Here is a 19,433-nt window from a genome sequence, read left to right on the forward strand (position 1 = left end):
ACAGCACTCACGACGAAAAATCGGCCAGATACTGTCGATAGGGAAACAAAAATAAGCCCCCTCTCCATACGTTGTCGACAGTCGAGCGGCACCGCGACGAGACAGAGCGACCAGGTCGCGTCGGTAGCACTCGTCGTGGACGGAGTTCGAACGCATGTCACACATCGAGACGAACGAACTTGGATTCCGGTACCGTGGCGACCGACAGTGGACATTCACAGACATCTCCATCGATATCGAGGTCGGGTCGTGCGTGCTGTTACTGGGCCCCTCGGGGTCCGGGAAGAGTACGCTCGCACGGTGTTTCAACGGCCTCGTCCCGCACGCCGTGCCGGGCGAATTGACGGGGGAGATAACGGTCTGTGACTTCGATGTCGCCGACGCGGACCAGGTCACTCTCGCGAGGCGGGTGGGCCTCGTGTTTCAGAATCCCGAGTCACAGTTCGTCACCTCGACCGTCGAAACCGAGGTCGCGTTCGGTCTCGAGAACCTCCGTCTCCCGCCGGACGAAATCGGGGACCGAATCGCGGCGGCACTCGAAGCGGTTTCCCTCTCCGGGTTCGAGGACCGCCGGATCGACACGCTCTCTGGTGGGGAGAAACAGCGGCTGGCGGTCGCGTGCCAACTCGCGATGGAACCGGAGATGCTCGTCCTCGACGAACCGACGGCGAATCTAGATCCCCAGGGAACCGAGACCGTCTACGAACTCGTTCGAGAGCTCGCTGGGGACGACGACCGCACGCTCATCGTGATCGAACATCAGTGTGAGTCGCTAGTGGACGTGTTCGACCGTGTGGTGGTCCTCGAAACGGACGGGGGGATCCTACACGACGGCACACCCACAGAGGTACTGTCGAAGCACGCGCGCCTGCTCCGAGAGGAGGGGGTCTGGATTCCCGAAGTGACGCGGCTCGGACTCGCGCTCCGGGAAGACGGTCACTGGCCGGTGTCGGAACCGCTGCCGCTGACGGCCGAACAGGCGGCCGACACCGTCCGTGCGGTGTCTGCAAGCGGTGGCGAACGCTCACGACACCAGCCCGACAGCCAGACGGACTGCGGCGAGTTCGAACGGATGAGCGTGACAGCCGACGCGTGCGGGCAATCGACGGGGCCGCCCGCGCTAGAGATACGCGGGCTGACGGCGGGCTACGATAGCAACGAACGGAACGCACCGGTGCTGTCCGACGTGGATCTCACCGTCCCGAAGGGGACCTTCCTCGCGCTCGTCGGAGCGAATGGGGCGGGGAAGTCGACACTCGCGAAACACTGCGTGGGCGTCCACTCCCCACCTCCCGGGACGGTGTTCGTCGACGGGCGAGACGTAACGGAACTCCCCGCCAGCGAGATCAGTCGCCACGTCGGATACGTGTTCCAGAACCCGGAATCACAGTTCGTCACCGATACCGTCCGGGCCGAACTCGCCTACGGGCTCCGACAGCTCGATATCGACACTGACGACATCGACCGCCGCGTCGAGCGGACGCTCGAACGCTTTGACCTGAGCGAACACGCCGACGCGAACCCGTACACGCTCAGCCACGGTGAAAAACGTCGACTCAGCGTGGCGACGATGCTCGTCGTCGGCCAGGAGACGCTCATCGTCGACGAGCCCACGTACGGACAGGACCGGGCAAACACTGACGCCTTGCTGGAGACGCTTTCCCAGCTCCACGACGACGGACGAACCGTCGTCGTGCTCACCCACGACATGCGAATCGTCGCCGAATACGCGGACGCCGTCGCCGTGCTAGTCGATGGAGCGATCCAGTTCCACGGGACACCGGCGGCGCTGTTCGAGGATCCCGAGACGCTCTCGTCGGCACATCTCGCACGGCCACCGCTGGCAGCGCTCTCGGAACGGATTCCGAGCTGGTCTGGACTCGCGACGCTCGACCGGTGCTATCGCTGGTGTATCGACCGCGCTGCCCCAAGCGCATCGTGTGGCGGCCATAGCTCGTCCAGTGCTGTCGATGGGGGGACGGACTGTGAGTAGTACCGCGCTCGAACTGAGCGGCGGTGAGGGGACAGGATTCCTCTCGCGACTGAATCCCGTGAGCAAACTCCTGGCGATAACGCCGGCGATGGGGTTGCTGATGCTCGTCACCGACCCGTACACGCCACTCGCCTTCGTGGGACTATCGGTCGTCGTCACGGTCGTCCTCAGCGGTCACTCTCCGGTCCACTATCTCACGCTGACGATGCCGCTGGTCGGTCTCGCGGCCAGTTTCGTCCTCGTGTATCCGTTCGTCGTCGGTGGTCCCGAAGTCGCATCGTCGCCGGTCGTCGCGGTGGTCGGCCCGGTCTCGGTACGACAGGCAGGGTTGCGAATCGGGGCGGCGACCGGGCTTCGGATACTGGCACTGGCCACACTGTCCATGCTGTTTGTCCTGACGACCGACACCGAGTCGTTCCTCCGAGCGCTCGTCCAGAACCTCGGTCTCCCGTACCGGATCGGCTACAGTGCGATGGCCGCGTTCCGGTTCGCGCCCATGATCCGGGCTGACCTACGGACCGTTCGTGGGGCACACAGGATCCGTGGTGTGCCGGAGGGGAACGGAATTCGGGGACGTCTCCGGCGAGTCAGTCGGTACGCGATTCCCCTATTCGTGAACGCGATTCGACGGGCCGAACGGACCGCACTGGCCATGGACGCCCGTGCATTTGGCGCGTTCGACAGTCGGACTCACTACCGGAAAGAATCGATTTGTCCGGCAGACATCGGATTCGTCGCCGCGTTCTGGGCGCTCTCGGGAGCGATCGTCTGGCTGATCTGGGAGATGGACCTGCTCGGTGCGTTGTCGCTCCTCAGATGATTTTAGGTAGGCCTAAAGCTTAAGCGAACGGGCCGACAAGCGGCGATTGATGGCCTCGATATCGCCGCGGTGGAGTAGCCTGGCGAACTGGGAAACGAGAGACCTGCTGGTCGTCGCCGCGCTGGGAATCGTCCCCGGGCTAGCGCTGCTACCCGTAGTGTTTGCGGGGTTCACGATTCGAGCCGCACTGGGTCCCCTCGCGACCGTCCTCAATTCGGGACTGTTCTACCTCCCGGGGCTCGTCGCGCTGTACGTCGTCCGAAAGCCCGGAGCGTCGGTCCTGAACGGAATCTTCGTCGGTCTGGTGTGGGTTCCGTTGACGCCGTTCGGACTCGCGGTCACCATTCCCACAATCGTCGCCCGTATCGGCTCGGAGATTCCGTTCGTCCTCTCCCGGTACGGTCGCTACGATCTGCCGGTCATGCTCGCGAGCGGCGCGTCCGCGGGCCTCCTCGCACTTGTGATTATCTACGTCCCGTCCAGTTTCCACACGCTGGCGCTCCCGATGCAGGTCGGTCTCGTCGTCGGTCACGGTCTCAGCGGCGCGGTTTTGAGCGGGTTTCTGGGAAAATTGCTGGCCGACAGGCTCGCACGAACAGGTGTGCTGTCGACCTATCCGATCGCTACCGACGTGGCGCAGAACACCTGATCCGCGCGCGGAGGAGGTGATAGCAGTCATACCGCTGAGTAACAGTGAGAGGGCCCAGACAGATCGGCAACAGTATACACAAACAGGATAGTCATTTTACGATTGGATATTGCCTTAATGACTCCTAAATGAGAGTTTTTGACTGTATCTATCCAAGAAGTGGAATTATATTTGAGAGGTAGACAGATGGGGAGCACTTTGCCCCCACCAGTCAAAGAAGATCTCCGTCTCCGTGAAGACACAGTCAGAGACGCTGCGGATCGATCTGTCGGCTGATCAGTACGAGACTCCCGATCACCAGGAGTGCGGCGATCGGTAGCAGGTACTGAAAGGTCGTCAGAAGCACGCCGGACGCCTGGATGCCGAGGACGATCAACACGACGGGACCACAGCAGGCCGTTCCCGAAAGCACTGCGGGAATGCTCGCCAGGAAACCGGTCGAGGACTGGCCAAGACCACACGCGGTCGGTTGCGTCCACGCGAGGTAGGTCAGTCCTAGGTTCAGCCCGACTAACGCGGCGATGCCGAGGCCCAGAACGGTATTGAGTGAGAACAGGTAGGTCACAGGTCCGAGCTGGACACGTGCCACCGGCGTGAACGAGAACGGGCCGAGTGCGGGGCGAAACAGTTGCGAAAGTGGTTCGTCGACGACCGAGACGGCGTAGCCACCGAGTCCCGGCGCGAGGTGGCCCAGCGCCCAGAGATAGACGAGCAAGTACCCGACCGTCACCGTGAGCGTGACGAGGCGGGCGTCGCGTCGACGAACGGTCAGCGCCGTCGCTGTGCGCGTTTTCGACGCGGCCGCCTTCGACCGTCGAGCGAGAGACAGGTCACCCATAGACGTTCGTGTCCGGGTAGTAGCCCGCCCACGCGAACCACATGGCGTCGAACGTGCGGATCCTCGCCAGCGGAAGCGCGTCGGGCGCGTGAGTCGCGCCGTCGGGTCCGACGACCGCGTCGCCGTCCGGTTCGTAGGCGTGCTGTGCCGGGTTCAGATAGACGTAGCCAGTCTCGAGACGGGGATCGGAGACGGCGAGGACCGAGTCGTCACCGAGTGTCCCGGTCATCAATCGCTGGGTCGCCAGCGCGTCTTTCAGAAAGGCGACCGCTCCGTCGGCGGTCCGCGCTCCCATGACGACGGTCTTTCGCGGGAAGCGGTCGCTCTCGTACAGCGGCGCGAACAGCAGCGAGTCGCTGTCGTAGTAGCCCCGGCGCGGGTTGTAGGACCCGTACGGATCGCGCTGGTAGTTCCGCGCGTGGCCCGTATCCGGCGAGAGGACCCGGGTCGCCGGCCGGTGTTCACGCCACCGCTTCCAGGTCGTCCAGACGAGCCTGAACTCCCTGAGCGAGCGGATCTGGGGCTCTTCGTTCCACGGCCCCGGGATCGCGGTCGCGAGCATCTGAGGCCACCAGGTCTCGGTCGCACGGTCGTACATCACGAGATTGGCGTTGAGCAGGCGGCCCGAGACGCCGAACGTCGTCCCGCCGCGCTCGAACCCCTGGACGGTTCCCGTCAGCGGACAGTAGGTCACCGCGACGTTCGTCCCGGCGAGTTCGTCGTTGACGATTTCGTGATGGGCTAGAATCTTCTGTGGATACGCCTTCGCCGTCCCATCACGGACCACGCCGAACACGGGATCACCGGGATCGAGGTAGTCGACGGCCCCGGCGTCGACGAACGCCGGTTCGTCGATGGACGGAATCCCGTCCTTGGGCGGCCCGCCAGAGCGGGCCTGCTCGCGGAGGCGGGTCGGGCTCATCGGGAGGGGGAGACGCTCCTCGGCCGTCGGAAGTTCCTGCGCGCCTGCTGTCTCGCCGCTCGATTCGGCAGTCCCAGACCCGGCGGTCGCCGACGGTGTCGTCGAGCCCCCCGCCGTCTCATCACTGACGCAACCGCCGAGCGACGAAAGCGCGGCAGCGGCGAGAACTTGCCGCCGTGTGAGACGCGCCATCGGTGGTACTAATCGATCGATGTCATTAACAGTTGAGCGACTGTGCAGGAGTGAGACACATTCACGAAGAGGTGCCCGGTCGAAGCGTCACCGGTCTCAGTAGCCATTCTGACCCGTACAGGAAAGAGCGGGGTTGCTCGTCAGGTAGCACGAACGAAGGGAACAACGGCGCTCAGGAAGACTTGCCAGCTACCGCATCAGCAAGCTCTTTGGCCGACTCAGTTTCAGAGGGGTGCAACAGAATTGCGTCACGGAGACCGCAGTCGCTGGGCTGTTTCGCTCCTTGTCAGTCTGCCTCGGACGGCTGCAGCTGCGGCGAATCTGTCAGTAACGCACGGCAGAGTTCGCTTTTCCGATGTGACTTCTGTAAATGTCTGTACACTCCTCGGGCATTACCCGCAAACACACAGAGTGGGCACTCTACGACGGTCGCATCGCCGTCACCTGTAGCGTGAGGTTTCCCGCACGTCTGGGCCGGGATTTCCCCCTCGTTGGCATCCATGGCTCGTGGTTTGAGTGTAGAATTATTCCGGGGAAATTTGTTGACTCTAGAGAGCTAGAATCTGCCCGTCGCGAACTCAGTGACCCCGTATACTGTGGCCACGTCCCCGCCACACCGGCACAGTCCTCGTCGACCACCGCTCGCGAAGCGGAGACAGAGAAGGTCAGAGTGTATGGACTGCTATCGCACCGACTACGATTTAAATGTCTCCATCCGACCAAATATGGATTTATATTTCGTTATTTTAGAGTTATAAATAGATTAATTGCTCCCTTATTTCCATTAGTGATTTCAAATGTTTGGCTTGGGCGTGTAGGATGGAGAAATGACAGAATGAGGCGGACATCCAGACCAGTCTCGCCCGGTTCGAGAATCCTTTTGTTGGAACGAGAAGACCCGTTGATGGGACTGGCCAATCGTCTTCGGTCCGAAGCACCCAGCACGATAGATCCTCTCAGCCAGCGCTTGTAACGAGCGCGAGGTCGCTGACTTTCCGAGGGACGCGAAGTAGAGCCGTTGCAGTCATCCCCGCACCACCCAGCAAGTCAGTTCGCACGGTCGTTCGGTGTCAGTTGTGGGAACGTTCTTGCATGTATGCGTCGAGCGTCTCGGCGAGAGTCCGGGCGAACACCTCGTCGTTGATCGCGGCATCCGACTCGATCAGTTCGATCGACTCGTCGAGATGGGAGCGGAGCGCATCGAACAGCGCCTCGTCGGCCTCGGGGTCGTCGAACTCCGCACCGTCTTCGTCGAGCATCGAGACGCCGCCGAGCGGGAGCGCGAGAGCCGTCGGGCCGGTCGCGTCGTTGAGTTTCTCCGCGATGATGCGCCCGAGTTCGGCGTTCTCCTCGGGCGTCGTTCGCATCAGTGTCACCTGTGGATTGTGGACGTGGAACGTTCGCTCCTCGAACTCCTCCGGGACGGAGTCACGCGGACCGAAGTTGACCATGTCGAGCGCGCCGGGAGCGACGACCTGCGGGATGCCCCGCTCGGCCGCGGCGTCGAGTCGGTCGGGGCCGGCCGACAGCACGCCACCGACGAGTTCGTCGGCCCACTCGGTGGTCGTCACGTCGAGGACACCGTCTATGACACCCTCCCGAATGAGATTCTCCATCGCTCGGCCGCCGGTTCCGGTAGCGTGGAAGACGATAGTCTCGTATCCACGGTCTTCGAGCACCTCGCGGGCGACCTGGACGCACGGCGTGGTGACGCCGAACATCGTCATCCCGATCGTCGGCTTCTCGGAGAGTTCCACGCCGGGGTCGTTGGCGACCATGCCGACCATCGCGAGCGCGGCGTTCGCGATGACCGTCCGCGACAGTTGGTTCAGCCCCTCGATGTCGGCGACGGAGTACAGCATCGCGATGTCTGTGGCCCCGACGTAGGGTTCGGTGTCGCCAGAAGCCATCGTCGAGACCATGAGTTTCGGGACGCCAACGGGCAGCGCGCGCATCGCGCTCGTGGCGATTGAGGTGTTCCCCGATCCACCGAGACCGAGGATTCCGTCGAGCGCGCCCGCCTCGTGGAGTTTGGTCGCGATCGCCGCCGCCCCGTCGCCCATGACCTCCATCGCCACACCGCGGTCCCCGTCGTCCCGGAGCGCGGCGAGCGACGACCCGCCGGCCGCCGCCACCTCGTCGGCGGCGGTATCCGGTTCGATCTCCGGGTCGCCCATCACGCCGACGTCGATCAGGTGCACCTCGACGCCCTGGGCTTCGAGGACATCGCGCGCGAAGCCGATCTCCTCGCCCTTCGTATCGAGCGTGCCGACGATGACGACGCTCATCGCGGCCACCCCACTCGCGTCAGTCGGTTCATGAGACGGTCATGTCCTTGAACTCGCGCGCCTGTTTTTCGATCGCGTCTTCGGTGGCGAGGCGCTCGATGCTGGACGCACCGAAGAAGCCGACGACGCCGTCGGTGTTGTCGAGGACGTACTGGGCGTCCTCCGGCCACGCGATGGGACCGCCGTGGCAGATCACAAGCACGTCGTCGTCGACGCTCTTTGCGGCGTCGTGGTGGGCCTGGACCCGCTCGGCCGCCTCGTCGAGGCTCAGCGCTGTCTCAGCGCCGATGTCACCCGACGTTGTCAGGCCCATGTGCGACACGATGACATCTGCACCGGCCTCGGTCATCTCGCGGGCCTGTGCCTCGTTGAAGACGTACGGGCAGGTGAGCATCCCCTGGTCGCTGGCCTCCCGAATCATCTCGACCTCCGTGTCGTAGCCCATCCCGGTCTCTTCGAGGTTCTTTCGGAAGGAACTGTCCTCGTCGATCAGTCCGACGGTGGGGAAATTCTGGACGCCCGAGAAGCCGCGGCGTCGGAGATCTTCGATGAAGACGTCCATCTCGCGGAACGGATCAGTGCCGTTGACCCCTGCCAGTACCGGCGTGTCCTCGACGACCGGCAGGACCTCCTGACCCATCTCCAGAACGATTTCGTTCGCGTCGCCGTACGAGAGCAGGCCCGCCAGCGATCCGCGCCCGTTCATCCGGTACCGTCCCGAGTTGTAGATGATGAGGAGATCGACCCCGCCGCGTTCGGCGAACTTCGCCGAGATGCCCGTCCCGGCACCCGCTCCGATGATCGGTTCGTCGTCCTGTACAGTCGATTCTAGCCGCTCTAGCGACTCCGGTCGTGCGAACTCCATAGTGCACATTTGTAATCGATAGAATCCCTAATCAATATTGGGGTTCAGCAACGGCGAACCACCGGTTCCGCTCGTTCTCCTAGCGTCGGCTGCCACTCGGAGATAGACTGGATCACCGATTCGACCAGTATCTTTAATATAGCTTGCCGTTCGATACCACACGGTATGGTAGCAGACAAGCGGTTCGTCCAACCAGACGACGTCGAGACGATTCAACTGGACTGGGGAACGCTGAAGTGGCTGAACGCACCCGAAGTCACCGGTGCTGAGGAGTTCAGTGCCGGCGTCGTGGTCCTCGAACCGGGCAAGGGTCACGAGCGACACACCCATCCCGAGAGCGAGGAGATTCTCTACTTCCTCAGCGGAGAGGGTGAACAGACCGTCGCCGACGAAGAGCGGTCGGTCAGCGCGGGTGAGATGGTCTACATCCCGAGCGGCGTCGAACACAGCACGATCAACACGTCGTGGGAACCGCTTCGGTTCATCGCCGTGTACGGCCCGCCCGGACCGGAGGCCGAGATCCGAGACCTTGCCGAGGCGACGATCTTCCCCCCGGGAGAGGTCCCGGACGCGTAGACCAGAAGCGAGTCAGCGTTTTTTCGAAGCGAAGTCCCGACCCGCTAGCCTGACGCGTCGACTGTGACTGCTCCTTGCGACGATGGCTGACCGCTACTCGACGGCGTACACCGTCGCGTCGGTCCCACTGAAGTAGAGCACGTCGTCGACGAGCGCCGGGCTCGAACCGACGCCTCGGCTTCCGACCTCCAGGAACCACGCTTCGTCACCGTCGGTCGAGAGCGCGTGAACGCCCACGTCTTCGCCGTCGGTCTGCCGGTGGCTCCCGACGTAGAGGCGCTCGTCCGTGACGACCGGACTGCTCCCGATCTCCAGGGCCGGCGTCTCGAAGGTCCACTCCTCGGTTCCGGTCGTCCGGTCGAATCGGAAGACCTTGGCGTGGTTCGTCGTGGGATCGTCGAGCGTGTTGTACGGCGTGTGGCCGACGTAGACGCTCTCCTCGTCGACGGCCACGGACCCCGAGATGTACCGGCCGGCCGTGTCCGCGAGCCACTCCTGCTCGCCCGTCGCCCCGTCGACGGCGTGGACGTTTCCGTTCCAGTCGGTGATGAAGACGGTCCCGTACGCGAACGCCGGGCTCGACCAGATCATGTCTCGGGTGTCGTAGGTCCACTCGACGTCGCCCGACGCGGGCGTCAGTGCGTACAGCGTCCCGTCGGACGCGCCGATATACATCAGTTCGCCGGTGACGGCCGGGCTGCTCACGACCTCCGTGCCGACCTCGTAGCGCCAGTTCGTCTCCCCCGACGCGGCGTCGAGCGAGTAGATCCAGCCGTTCTCCGGCACGTCGGTCTCCTCGGCGTACCACGCACAGGCCAGATTGTGACAGCCGACACCGACGAAGACCGACCCGTCCCACACGGTCGGACTGCCACGGATCAGCCCGTCGAACGCCCGAGACCACTGCTCCGTGCCGTCAGCCGCGTCGACGGCGTACAGGTGCCTGTCGTACGATCCGACGTACACCGTCCCGTCGCTGTAGGCCGGCGTCGCCTCGATCCGGTGTCGCGCCGGGAACGTCCACTCCTCGGCCCCGGTCTCGGCGTCGATCGCGTACAGCGAATTGTCCGTACTACCGACGTAGACGGTCCCGTTCGCGACGACTGGGCTTCCCCAGAACGGCCCGTCGGCGTCGTAGGTCCACTTGATCGACGGACTCGACCCGATCGACGACGCGCCGCCCGTGTAGCCGGTGTTGTATCGGCCCCCACGGAACGACGGCCAGGACGTGATCGGTTCGGAGACAGGATGTGCGGTCCGCGAGGCCCCGGGACTCTGACAGCCCGCGGCGGCTGTGACTGCGGCGGCCGAGATCGACGCGAGAAACTGCCGACGGGATCTGTTCGCCATCTACCCGACGTATCGGCGCCGGGAAAATAATGCTATCGGCTACCGTGTCCCGGCGTCAGACGACGAGGTATTCGTCGAGGTCTTCGTTCTCGAGTTGCTCGACAGACCCCTCGTAGACGATGTCTCCCTGGTCGAGGACGTAGCCCCGGTCCGCGATACGGAGCGCCTCGCGGACGTTCTGCTCGATGAGGAGGACCGTCAGTCCCTGGTCGGCGATCTCGCTTACCGAGTTCCCCACCGTCTCGACGATCTGTGGGGCCAGTCCCTCGGTCGGTTCGTCGAGCAACAACAGTTGCAGGTCCGGCAATCGGAGCGTCCGTGCGATCGAGAGCATCTGCTGTTCGCCGCCGGAGAGCGTGCCGGCCTCCTGCTCTCGTCGCTCCTCCAGTCGCGGGAACAGGTCGTAGAGTTCCCCGAGCGTCATCGTGCTGTCGTCACCGCCCAGCCCCCCGCGGCGGATCCGGTTCCACCAACCGCGGGTGATCTTGGACATCTCGAGGTTCTCCTCGACTGTCAGTTCGCTGAACAGCCGGCGTCCTTCGGGGACGACACCGATGCCGCCCATCGCGACGTCGTCGGCCGGCCAATCGGTGATGTCCGTGCCGTCGAAACGGATCGTGCCGGACCGGACCTCCGGCGGTTCGGTGCCCGCGATGCTTCGGACGGTGGTCGTCTTGCCGGCGCCGTTCCGTCCGAGCAGCGTGACGACCTCGCCCTCTTCGATGGAGAGCGAGACGCCTCGGAGAATGTGACTCGGTCCGTAATAGGAGTGGACGTCGTCTAGCTGGAGGAGACTCACGCCCCGTCACCTCCGCCGAGGTAGGCCTCTCGAACGGCCGGGTGCTCTCTGATCTCTTCCGGCGTTCCGCGCGCGATCAACTGTCCCTGATGGAGCGTGAAGATGCGGTCGGAGACGTCGAAGACGATGTCCATGTCGTGTTCGACGAGGAAGATCGTCATCCCCCACTCCGTCAGGAGGTCGCCGATGAGGTCCACCGTCATCTCGGTCTCCGCCGGCGACATCCCGGCCGTCGGCTCGTCCATGAACAGCAGGTCGGGGTCGGTCGCGAGACCGATAGCGACTTCGAGGCGACGCTTGTCACCGTAGGGAAGCGACCGGGCGTCCATGTCGGCCTTCGAGTCGAGGTCGATGGTCTCCAGGATCTCGTTCGTCTGCTCCTGGACGGCGTCGAACGAGTCCCGGCGGCGGAGGAAGTTGACCCTGAACGAGCCGTGTTCCGCCGCGAAGGAGGCGACCTGGATGTTTTCGCGGACCGTGAGTTCTGGCAGGATCGATGCGGTCTGGAAGGACCGCCCGACGCCGAGTTGGGCGATCTCGAAGGGCTTCATCCCGACGAGGTCGGTCCCGGCGTAGGTGACGTCGCCCCGCGTCGGCGACAACTGTCCCGTGATCGTGTTGATGAGCGTCGACTTGCCAGCCCCGTTCGGGCCGATCAGCGAGACAAGCTCACCCTCCTCGACGGCGATATCGACGTCGTCGAGCGCGGTGAGGCCGCCGAACTCCTTCGTCAGCCCGCGCGTTTCGAGCAGCGCCATCACCGGTCACCCCCGTTCGGAACGAGGTTCGCGATCCGTCGTTTCGTTTTCGCTGCCAGTGCCTTCGGGTCGCGGAGGGCAGCGGTAAAGTCCGTGATCATCCCCCAGATACCGTCGGGGTAAGCCCACACGACCGCGGTGAACGAAAGCGCCAGCAGGAGCAGCCAGTAGTTCCCGAGCGTGGGGAACCCGTTGACGATGCCCTTGAAGTAGAAGAAGACGAACGTCCCGATCACGGGACCGGCGAGGGTCCCCAGCCCGCCGAGGACGGTCATCACGACGATGTCACCGCTGACCGACCAGTAGAGGCGCTCGACGCCGGCGAACTGCGTATTGACGGCCATCAGCCCCCCGGCGAGTCCGACGATCGCCGCCGAGAGCATGAACGCGGCGAACTTGTACCGCCAGACGTCGATCCCCACGAACGCGGTACGCGTCTCGTTCTCCCGGATCGCCTTGAAGATCAGCCCGTAGGGCGACTTTCGGATCCGCGTGATGAGCGCGACCACGGCGACGAAGAAGACGCCGATGAAGATGTAGAGGTTATTCACCAGGAGCGTGCCCACGAGACCGCTGTACTCGTGCTCTAGCTCGATGATGCCGAGCAGTGGCACCCGCGGGACGTCGAGGCCGTTGATCCCCTTGGTGATCTCGACTAAGGGCTCCCGAGCGAGGAAGTAGAGGAACTGGGCGATGGCGAGCGCGACGATGGAGAAGTACACCGTGTGGAGGCGCAGGAGTATCAACGCCGCGACCACGCCGAGGACGATTGCGGCCAGCGTCCCGACGAGCACGACGAGGAGTGGTTCGTTGTACACGTGAATCGCAAACAGCGCCGCGGCGTAACTCGCCGTCCCGAAGAACATGGCGTGGCCGAACGAGAGGAGTCCGGTCTGGCCGAGGAGGAGGTTGAAGCCGAGAGCGAAGATCGACCAGATGAGTATCGTCATCGCGAGTCCGTGATACCCCTGGAACACGTCCGAGATCACCGGTGCGCGGCCGAACGTGTACGAGAACAGGAGCACGAACAAGACCGACGACAGGAAGACGAAGCGCTCGGTGTGTTTGATCTGATTCCACGTCTCCCAGCTGAGTACCGACGAGTCGCCGTCGAAGCTGTTGCGAATCGTGTCCATGCTCATTGTCCGATCTCCGTCGACGGATAGATCCCGTTCGGTCTGAGCGTCAGGACCACGATGGCCAGCAGGTAGATGCTGGCCCGGGTCATGCTCGGCACGAGTTCCGTGGCCGTCGCGAAGAAGAGCCCGGCGAGGAGCGCGCCGATCACGGTTCCTCTGAGGCTGCCGACGCCACCCATGATGACGATGACCAGCGACGGGATGATGATCTCCATACCGATTCCCGAGGTGACGTTGAACAGCGACCCGCCGAGAACGCCCGCGAGCCCCGCGTACGCGGAGCCGACCGCGAATATCAGCAAGAACGGGCGGCCGACTCGAATCCCGAGCATCTGGGCCATCTCAGAGTCCTCGGTCCCCGCGCGAACCGCGAGGCCGTAGTCGGTGTACTTGAAGAACGCGAAGATGGCCAGGATGAGAAAGAGCGTGAGCGCGACGACGAGCACCCGGATCGTCGATGCCGCACTCATTCCGGGCGGCGTGCCGATCGCGGGAAGCGATATCGCCCCCGTGAGCCACTCGGGCCGGGGGTAGATCGTCCCCGTCCGACCGAAGATGATGGCGACGAACTCCTGTGCCGCGATCAGGATACCGAACGTCACCAGCAACTGGTCGAGGAGGTCGCGCTCGTAGAACGGCTTCGCGACGAACCGCTCCATGACGATACCGAGACCGAAGATGACGATCGGAGTCAGTATCAGCGCCGGGACGAACCCCCAGCCGAGTCCGACCTGGCCCATCTCGCCCAAGAGCCCGCCGTACTGTTCGCTCGACGCGATGAGAAGCCCGATGTACGCACCCCCCAGGTACAGCACGCCGTGGGCCATGTTCACGTATTTGAGCGAGCCGAACACGATCGAGAGACCGACCGCGACCAGCAGGTACAGGGACGCGACGCTCAAGGCGATGAACAGGAAGCCGACGATGCCGTCGATACTCATCTCTGCCACCTCGGTACAGGTGTGATTATCCGTCTCATGGGTGTACGATTAGTACTGATTCCATCTGGTATGTTAATCTTGCGTTTCGGTGAACCCTGAAGCGGGAACTCGCGGCGGAGTGACCCCACCGTTCTCGCACGAGCCGCCACGGTTGCAGTTCGACCGGACCTCGTCTCCGACTCTCCACTCACGGCCTGTCGACCGGAGGCTGTCGATGGAGGTTCGTCGGACGCGTCCGTCGCTACTCGTCTCCGTACGAATTCTCGCCCATCGCGCAGTTGGACGCCGGGAACTCGCTGCACTCGTAGACGAGCGGATCGGTCGTCTCGACGATCTCCGTCCGGATCCCGAGTTCCTCTGCACGGTCGTCCCCGACGCCGCGCACGAGGTACCACGGGCGTTCGACCTGGTGGTCACAGGTCCGGTACGCCGAGTCGCCCCACGCGAGACTCCACTCGAACTCTTCGAGCGTTCGGACCACCGTCGGCGGGTGGAACGTGCCAGCCTCCTCGACGGCGGCCGCGTAGACCATCATCGACTCGTAGGTGTGCATCGAACTCTGGTTGGGTGTCTCGTCGTACTCCTGCTTGTAGGATTCGACGAACACCCGGCTGGGTTCGTTGTCCGCGTTGGGGTTCCACGGCTCCATCCCGAGGACGCCCTCAGCGTCCGCGCCGAGGGGATCGAGCGTGAACGCACTGACGTGTGGGATGATGACGTCGACATCGTCTGTCAGCCCCGCGTCACGCAACTGTGCGAGCCCGCTGGCCGCGAAGTTCCCGAAACTGGAGAAGTACAGCGTGTCGGCGCCGGAGTCTTCGAGCGCCTGAATCTGGGAACTGTGGTCGGTCTCACCCTCTGCGATGGCGGCACCGCCGGCGTCCTCCCAGGGCCCCTGTTCGGTGAGGTACTTACGGGCGGCGTCGCGGTTCGACTGCCCGTAAGAGTAGTCCATGTAGATGTGGAACAGCGATCGGTCCTCGCCGAGAACGGCGGGCGCGGCCTCACCCATCGCCATCCCGATTATCTCCGCGTGGAACGTCGGGTGGAAGTAGTATCGTGAGCAATTCTCACCCGAGATTCCAGCAGATGTGGAGTTGCCGCCCATAAACGGCACTTTCTCGCGCTGGGCGACGTTCTGCATCGCCATCGTCACCGTGCTGGACATCCCACCGGTCCAGAACTGGATGTTGTCCCGCTGGATCATCCGGTCGATGTTGTCTTGCGCGGTGTCGGCGCTCCCCGCCGTGTCGGCTTTCGACGGTTCGACCTGATGACCCATGATACCGTCACCGCTCAGCCGGTCCCAGTAGTCCACCAGCCCACCCCCGTTGTTGAGGTGCGTGACCGCCAGGTCGAAGCCCTTCTCCTGATCCTGTCCGTCGGGGCCGAGCGCACCCGAGGTCGGTCCGTTGAATCCGATGGAGACGGTATCGCCCTCGGGTGGGAAGTTCCCGATGGAAGCGTACTCAGTTCCTCCGTCACCGCCATCACCACTGCTGTCTCCGTTACCCGTGCTTCCACCGCCACCGTCCCCGCTCCCGCCACCACCGGAGCAGCCGGCGAGACCGGCAGCGATGCCGGCGGTCCCGATTGCTTTCAGATAGCTTCGCCTGGTCCCGTCCACCGCTTCTGCATCTCTGGTCATGTTTGGAACGTCCATACGAGATTCGTATAACAAGCTATTTAAAACTTCTGCTATATTAATAGTGTTGGATCGATCGCGAGCGCCACTACGGGCTGACCAGAACAGTTACCATGAGAGTTATCCACAAACAATCATTTTATTCAACCGCACAATTCTCCGACCGACCGTTCAGCCGATGGGGGCAACACGAATCGAAAGCGTCCCCCAAATATTCACATTATGCGAACGCCAGGCCGCACTGGCCGTCCAGCTGTCCCCAGATCACTCGCCTCTCTGTCCGTAGCGGCTCGAACGGTGGCAACCGGGGCGTCCGTTCGCATAATACGTTGAAAGATGATGGACGTTCGGTCACAGAAACTCGGACAGGCAAATAACACACGTACATCCGTTATTCTATCGGTGATCATCGAACCACTACGACTGGAGTGTGGATTCGAGCGCGCCCACGGCGTCCAGCAACTGATCTCCCAGTTCCTGGTCGATGCGCGTCCGGTCGACCCGGTACTTCGGGCCGCCAACGCTCAGCCCACCGAGAACAGTTCCGTCGTCGCGGTGAACGGTCGCTCCGACGGCGACGAGTCCGGGTGCGAACTCCTCGTCGACGACGCCGTAACCGCGGTCCGCGGCCGCTTCGAGCGTCTCGAACAGTCGCTCTCGGTCCGTGATCGTGGCTTCCGACTCCCGTGGTAACCCCCACTTGTCGAGGATTCGCTCGACCCGATCCGGGTCGAGTTCCGAGAGGATCGCCTTTCCAGCGGCCGTGTTGTGGAGGTAGTACTCAGAGCGGTAGTCGGCCTCGTCTTCCTCGGTCGCCGCGTTGCCCGACGTTCCGTGGAATAACAGCAGCCGGCCGTGTTCGAAAATGGTGAAGTTGGCTTCTTCGCCGGTCGTCTCGGCCAGTTCTTCGAGAACTGTCCTGACGCGTTCCCGGCTGGGATAGCGAGATCTGACCGTTTCGCCCAGCAAGGCCACCCGAAAGCTCACGTGATACGTGCCGTCGGACTTCACCAGATATCGACAGTCACAGAGCGTGTTGAGGTGGCTGAGGATCGAACTCTTCGGGCTCTCGATCATTCCATCGAGCTGGGCCAGCGTCAGTCCGTCGTGTTCCAGAATCAGGGTGAGAATCTCCAGGGAGGTTCGAGTCGTCTTGAGCGTCCGACCGTCGGAATGCTCGATCATACCTCTACCATCCTGTGGCGACGCCATAACGATTTCCATTATGCGAATACGCCCTGCAAACAGGCGCTTTGTTCGCATTATGTGAATATCGATCGCAAGTACTGTCAGTAATCGATCCTCGACAACAGCCGCGCCGACTGTCCATACAGTCGAAATGATATAATTTTTGACTTGTTTTCCAACCGCAGTTCTTTCGCGACTGGCCGCTGACTGAATCCATCGCCAGGAGCCCCATCGAGTTCCGCCGTAACTGAGACAGTTGTGGGTGGAGCTCAGCAATCACAACACCGCTGACGGCGATAAAGGTGGAGCTCAGCAATCACAACACCGCTGACGGCGCTAAATGCTGTACGGGCACCTATACGAAGGTTTTTACCGAACGTCTGCGTGATTTGCTAACAGAAACATGGGCATCCCACGAGATGGACAGTCGATGGATTCACTGGACGAAGCGCAGTGTCTGGCACTCCTGTCGAGTTTCCAGCGACTCACCGGCGTCGGCGTGTGGTCCCACGACGTCCCGAGCGAGGAGACCTGGTGGAGCCGGCAAGCCAAGGAGATCCACGGCGTCGACCCGGACCAGGCGCTCTCGTTCGACGACCTCGTCGATCGCTACACCGAAGCGGATGCAGAGACAGTACGACAGCGATTTGCGGCGGCAACATCGGAAACGAAGCCGTTCACCATCGACGTGGCTCTCACCGGAGAGGGAACGACCGAGCGGTCGATACGGATGCGCTGTGAGCCGCGACGCTCGGCTGACGGGAGGCAGCGGTTGTACGGTACCGTCCAGGATATCACCGACGTGAAGCGGCGCGAGCAACGGATCGAGGTGCTTCGGAAGACGAGCCAGGAGCTCCGGTCCGTCAGTTCTCGACAGGACGTCGCGGAAATCATCGCCGACGCCGCGAAGAACATCCTCGGACTGGTCAACACGACGGTTCGGCTGGTCGACACCGACGACGAACTCCTGCGAACGGTCGTCGCGACCGAGGAGTGCCTGGAACGGGCCGGTGACCGCCCCGACTATTCAGTGGACGAGGAGACCCCTGCCGCGCGAACGTTCCGAACCGGCGAGCCCGAACTCCACGCAGATCACGAACTCACCGAAGACGATCACAACCGGGGCGACCTCCAGTCTGGCCTGTACGTCCCGATCGGCGAACACGGCGTCCTCAGCGCCGGCGACGTCGTCGTCGACGCGTTCGCGGAACACGACCTCGAAGCCGCCGGGCTGCTGGGCCAGCTCGGTGCGGAGGCCATCACGCGCATCGGCTGGGTGAAGCGGTCGAGGGCGGTCTGAAGTCGTTCGAATCGAGGAGCGACGATGGACCAAATGAGTAATATGGCGGTAGTGCCCAGGTTTCGGATAGACAGATGATGTCACTCCCCGCTGCGGAGCGTCGCATGTACCAGCACCGCCCGCCGTCAGTGACCGACACCGCTCACCGACGATGTCGCTGATCGGAGCGTTCACCGGGGCCGTCGGTCCGATCCTCGCCATCTCGGCGGTCGGCTATCTGCTGACGCGGACGACCGATATCGACGTCGCCTCGCTGAACACGGTCGGCCTCTACGTGCTCGTTCCGGCGCTCGCGTTTCACAGTATCGCGACGACGCAACTGGGCGGGACAGCCGTGCTCAAGCTCGGTGTCGGCGTCGTCGCCTACGCGCTCGTGATGGTCGGCATCGCCTGGGTCGTCGGACAGGCGACCGGGGAATCGGGACCACTGCTCGGGGCGCTCATGCTCGCCGCGGCGATTCCCAACTCCGGGTTTATCGGCATCCCGCTCTCGGAGTTCGCGTTCGGCCCCGTCGGTCGGACCACAGCCGTCCTCTATCTCACGATCCAGAACCTGATCGTCTACACGCTCGGCGTGTACATCGCCTCACAGGGGACAGACCGGAGCGCGCGGCGCTCTGTCGCAGAGATCTTCAGGCTCCCGCTAGTGTACGCCGTCGTCGCGGCGGTGCTCGTCCGAGCCGGCGGCCTCGTGCCGTCGGCGGACACCGCTCTCATGGACACGCTCCAGCTCGTCGGCGACTCGTCGATACCCATAATGCTCCTCATCCTGGGGGTTCAACTGGCAGACACCGACGTCTCTGCCGTCTCGCGGACGATCACGCCGTCGGTGTTGAAACTCGGTGTCGCGCCGTTCGTCGGCGTCGCTATCGCGCTCGCACTCGGCTTCGACGATCCGACAGTCGCTCGCGTGTTCGTCCTGGAGTGTGCGACGCCCGCGGCCGTCATCCCGCTGGCGCTGACTATCGAGTACGCCGACGGGAGCGTGATCGACGGTATCACTGCGCCGGAGTACCTGAGTACCACGATCTACGTGACCACGCTCGCGGGCGTCGTCGTCCTGACCGTACTGGTCGCCCTCCTCCAATCGGGGACGATCATCTGAGTGCCGGCCGCAGGGAGTTCAGTCGTCCGACCTCCCGATCCGAGACGCGGTCTGGACAGGCAAGG

Annotated in this window: 17 protein-coding genes; 6 read left to right on the forward strand and 11 right to left on the reverse strand. The window is 63.3% G+C overall.

Translation table 11 applies throughout. The features are described 5' to 3' along the window. Window positions 1-154: 154 nt before the first annotated feature. From ACOZ4I_RS17810 to ACOZ4I_RS17820, 3 genes are read left to right on the forward strand one after another with little or no spacing between them, the layout of a single operon-like run. A complete protein-coding gene (locus ACOZ4I_RS17810; RefSeq protein ID WP_424005224.1) occupies window positions 155-1,993 on the forward strand; it encodes an ABC transporter ATP-binding protein in 1,839 nt (612 codons plus the stop codon). Continuing rightward, window positions 1,986-2,813: an energy-coupling factor transporter transmembrane component T family protein gene (locus ACOZ4I_RS17815; RefSeq protein ID WP_424005225.1), complete on the forward strand. Its 828-nt coding sequence runs from the start codon at window positions 1,986-1,988 to the stop codon at window positions 2,811-2,813. Before ACOZ4I_RS17810 ends, ACOZ4I_RS17815 begins: the two co-directional genes overlap by 8 nt. A gap of 49 nt (window positions 2,814-2,862) precedes the next feature. Further along, entirely contained in the window at window positions 2,863-3,462 is a 600-nt protein-coding gene (locus tag ACOZ4I_RS17820; protein WP_424005227.1) for an ECF transporter S component, read from the forward strand. Window positions 3,463-3,706: 244 nt separating this feature from the next. Here the strand turns inward: ACOZ4I_RS17820 and ACOZ4I_RS17825 are convergent, their stop codons facing one another. The 4 genes from ACOZ4I_RS17825 to ACOZ4I_RS17840 all read right to left on the reverse strand — a co-directional run bounded on the left by ACOZ4I_RS17825 (window position 3,707) and on the right by ACOZ4I_RS17840 (window position 8,567). Then, window positions 3,707-4,300 carry a hypothetical protein gene (locus ACOZ4I_RS17825; protein WP_424005228.1) on the reverse strand — a complete coding sequence of 198 codons (594 nt, stop codon included), beginning with the start codon at window positions 4,298-4,300 and terminating at the stop codon, window positions 3,707-3,709. After that, complete coding sequence (locus ACOZ4I_RS17830) at window positions 4,293-5,414, reverse strand: DUF3179 domain-containing protein (protein ID WP_424005230.1); 1,122 nt, start codon at window positions 5,412-5,414, stop codon at window positions 4,293-4,295. Before ACOZ4I_RS17830 ends, ACOZ4I_RS17825 begins: the two co-directional genes overlap by 8 nt. Window positions 5,415-6,484: 1,070 nt before the next feature. Beyond that, window positions 6,485-7,702, reverse strand: a complete 1,218-nt coding sequence (locus ACOZ4I_RS17835) for a Tm-1-like ATP-binding domain-containing protein (protein WP_424005231.1) — start codon at window positions 7,700-7,702, stop codon at window positions 6,485-6,487. A 28-nt stretch (window positions 7,703-7,730) separates the two neighbouring features. Beyond that, window positions 7,731-8,567 (reverse strand): phosphoenolpyruvate hydrolase family protein, encoded by an 837-nt coding sequence (locus ACOZ4I_RS17840; protein WP_424005233.1) that lies wholly within the window; start codon window positions 8,565-8,567, stop codon window positions 7,731-7,733. 165 nt (window positions 8,568-8,732) lie between these two features. Between ACOZ4I_RS17840 and ACOZ4I_RS17845 the strand changes: the two genes are divergently transcribed. After that, window positions 8,733-9,143: a cupin domain-containing protein gene (locus ACOZ4I_RS17845; RefSeq protein ID WP_424005234.1), complete on the forward strand. Its 411-nt coding sequence runs from the start codon at window positions 8,733-8,735 to the stop codon at window positions 9,141-9,143. Window positions 9,144-9,236: 93 nt separating this feature from the next. Here ACOZ4I_RS17845 and ACOZ4I_RS17850 read toward each other — a convergent pair whose 3' ends face one another. The 7 genes from ACOZ4I_RS17850 to ACOZ4I_RS17880 all read right to left on the reverse strand — a co-directional run bounded on the left by ACOZ4I_RS17850 (window position 9,237) and on the right by ACOZ4I_RS17880 (window position 16,960). After that, window positions 9,237-10,493, reverse strand: a complete 1,257-nt coding sequence (locus ACOZ4I_RS17850) for a PQQ-binding-like beta-propeller repeat protein (RefSeq protein WP_424005235.1) — start codon at window positions 10,491-10,493, stop codon at window positions 9,237-9,239. Window positions 10,494-10,548: 55 nt separating this feature from the next. Further along, a complete protein-coding gene (locus ACOZ4I_RS17855) occupies window positions 10,549-11,292 on the reverse strand; it encodes an ABC transporter ATP-binding protein (protein WP_424005237.1) in 744 nt (247 codons plus the stop codon). Then, window positions 11,289-12,050, reverse strand: coding sequence for an ABC transporter ATP-binding protein (locus tag ACOZ4I_RS17860; protein WP_424005239.1), 762 nt, complete (start codon window positions 12,048-12,050; stop codon window positions 11,289-11,291). Before ACOZ4I_RS17860 ends, ACOZ4I_RS17855 begins: the two co-directional genes overlap by 4 nt. After that, entirely contained in the window at window positions 12,050-13,192 is a 1,143-nt protein-coding gene (locus ACOZ4I_RS17865) for a branched-chain amino acid ABC transporter permease (RefSeq protein ID WP_424005240.1), read from the reverse strand. The genes ACOZ4I_RS17860 and ACOZ4I_RS17865 overlap by 1 nt, the downstream gene beginning before the upstream one ends. Next, on the reverse strand, window positions 13,189-14,130 hold the full coding sequence (locus ACOZ4I_RS17870) for a branched-chain amino acid ABC transporter permease (protein WP_424005241.1): 942 nt from the start codon (window positions 14,128-14,130) through the stop codon (window positions 13,189-13,191). Before ACOZ4I_RS17870 ends, ACOZ4I_RS17865 begins: the two co-directional genes overlap by 4 nt. Window positions 14,131-14,371: 241 nt before the next feature. Then, entirely contained in the window at window positions 14,372-15,793 is a 1,422-nt protein-coding gene (locus ACOZ4I_RS17875; protein ID WP_424005243.1) for a substrate-binding protein, read from the reverse strand. A gap of 399 nt (window positions 15,794-16,192) precedes the next feature. After that, the gene (locus ACOZ4I_RS17880) at window positions 16,193-16,960 is read right to left on the reverse strand and encodes an IclR family transcriptional regulator (RefSeq protein ID WP_424005245.1); all 768 of its coding nucleotides are present in this window, start codon (window positions 16,958-16,960) and stop codon (window positions 16,193-16,195) included. 433 nt (window positions 16,961-17,393) lie between these two features. Between ACOZ4I_RS17880 and ACOZ4I_RS17885 the strand changes: the two genes are divergently transcribed. After that, on the forward strand, window positions 17,394-18,263 hold the full coding sequence (locus ACOZ4I_RS17885; protein ID WP_424005246.1) for a GAF domain-containing protein: 870 nt from the start codon (window positions 17,394-17,396) through the stop codon (window positions 18,261-18,263). 151 nt (window positions 18,264-18,414) lie between these two features. Then, window positions 18,415-19,368 carry an AEC family transporter gene (locus tag ACOZ4I_RS17890; RefSeq protein WP_424005248.1) on the forward strand — a complete coding sequence of 318 codons (954 nt, stop codon included), beginning with the start codon at window positions 18,415-18,417 and terminating at the stop codon, window positions 19,366-19,368. Window positions 19,369-19,433: the final 65 nt, after the last annotated feature.

It is taken from the genome of Haloarcula salina (assembly GCF_049603855.1).
GTDB lineage: Archaea > Halobacteriota > Halobacteria > Halobacteriales > Haloarculaceae > Haloarcula > Haloarcula salina_A.

Coding starts and splice junctions, on each gene's coding strand:
- ACOZ4I_RS17875 (WP_424005243.1), bottom strand. CDS start 15,793: ATGGACGTTCCAAACATGACCAGAGATGCAGAAGCGGTGGACGGGACC.
- ACOZ4I_RS17865 (WP_424005240.1), bottom strand. CDS start 13,192: ATGAGCATGGACACGATTCGCAACAGCTTCGACGGCGACTCGTCGGTA.
- ACOZ4I_RS17830 (WP_424005230.1), bottom strand. CDS start 5,414: ATGGCGCGTCTCACACGGCGGCAAGTTCTCGCCGCTGCCGCGCTTTCG.
- ACOZ4I_RS17840 (WP_424005233.1), bottom strand. CDS start 8,567: ATGGAGTTCGCACGACCGGAGTCGCTAGAGCGGCTAGAATCGACTGTA.
- ACOZ4I_RS17870 (WP_424005241.1), bottom strand. CDS start 14,130: ATGAGTATCGACGGCATCGTCGGCTTCCTGTTCATCGCCTTGAGCGTC.
- ACOZ4I_RS17820 (WP_424005227.1), top strand. CDS start 2,863: ATGGCCTCGATATCGCCGCGGTGGAGTAGCCTGGCGAACTGGGAAACG.
- ACOZ4I_RS17835 (WP_424005231.1), bottom strand. CDS start 7,702: ATGAGCGTCGTCATCGTCGGCACGCTCGATACGAAGGGCGAGGAGATC.
- ACOZ4I_RS17810 (WP_424005224.1), top strand. CDS start 155: ATGTCACACATCGAGACGAACGAACTTGGATTCCGGTACCGTGGCGAC.
- ACOZ4I_RS17845 (WP_424005234.1), top strand. CDS start 8,733: ATGGTAGCAGACAAGCGGTTCGTCCAACCAGACGACGTCGAGACGATT.
- ACOZ4I_RS17880 (WP_424005245.1), bottom strand. CDS start 16,960: ATGATCGAGCATTCCGACGGTCGGACGCTCAAGACGACTCGAACCTCC.
- ACOZ4I_RS17890 (WP_424005248.1), top strand. CDS start 18,415: ATGTCGCTGATCGGAGCGTTCACCGGGGCCGTCGGTCCGATCCTCGCC.
- ACOZ4I_RS17860 (WP_424005239.1), bottom strand. CDS start 12,050: ATGGCGCTGCTCGAAACGCGCGGGCTGACGAAGGAGTTCGGCGGCCTC.
- ACOZ4I_RS17885 (WP_424005246.1), top strand. CDS start 17,394: ATGGATTCACTGGACGAAGCGCAGTGTCTGGCACTCCTGTCGAGTTTC.
- ACOZ4I_RS17825 (WP_424005228.1), bottom strand. CDS start 4,300: ATGGGTGACCTGTCTCTCGCTCGACGGTCGAAGGCGGCCGCGTCGAAA.
- ACOZ4I_RS17850 (WP_424005235.1), bottom strand. CDS start 10,493: ATGGCGAACAGATCCCGTCGGCAGTTTCTCGCGTCGATCTCGGCCGCC.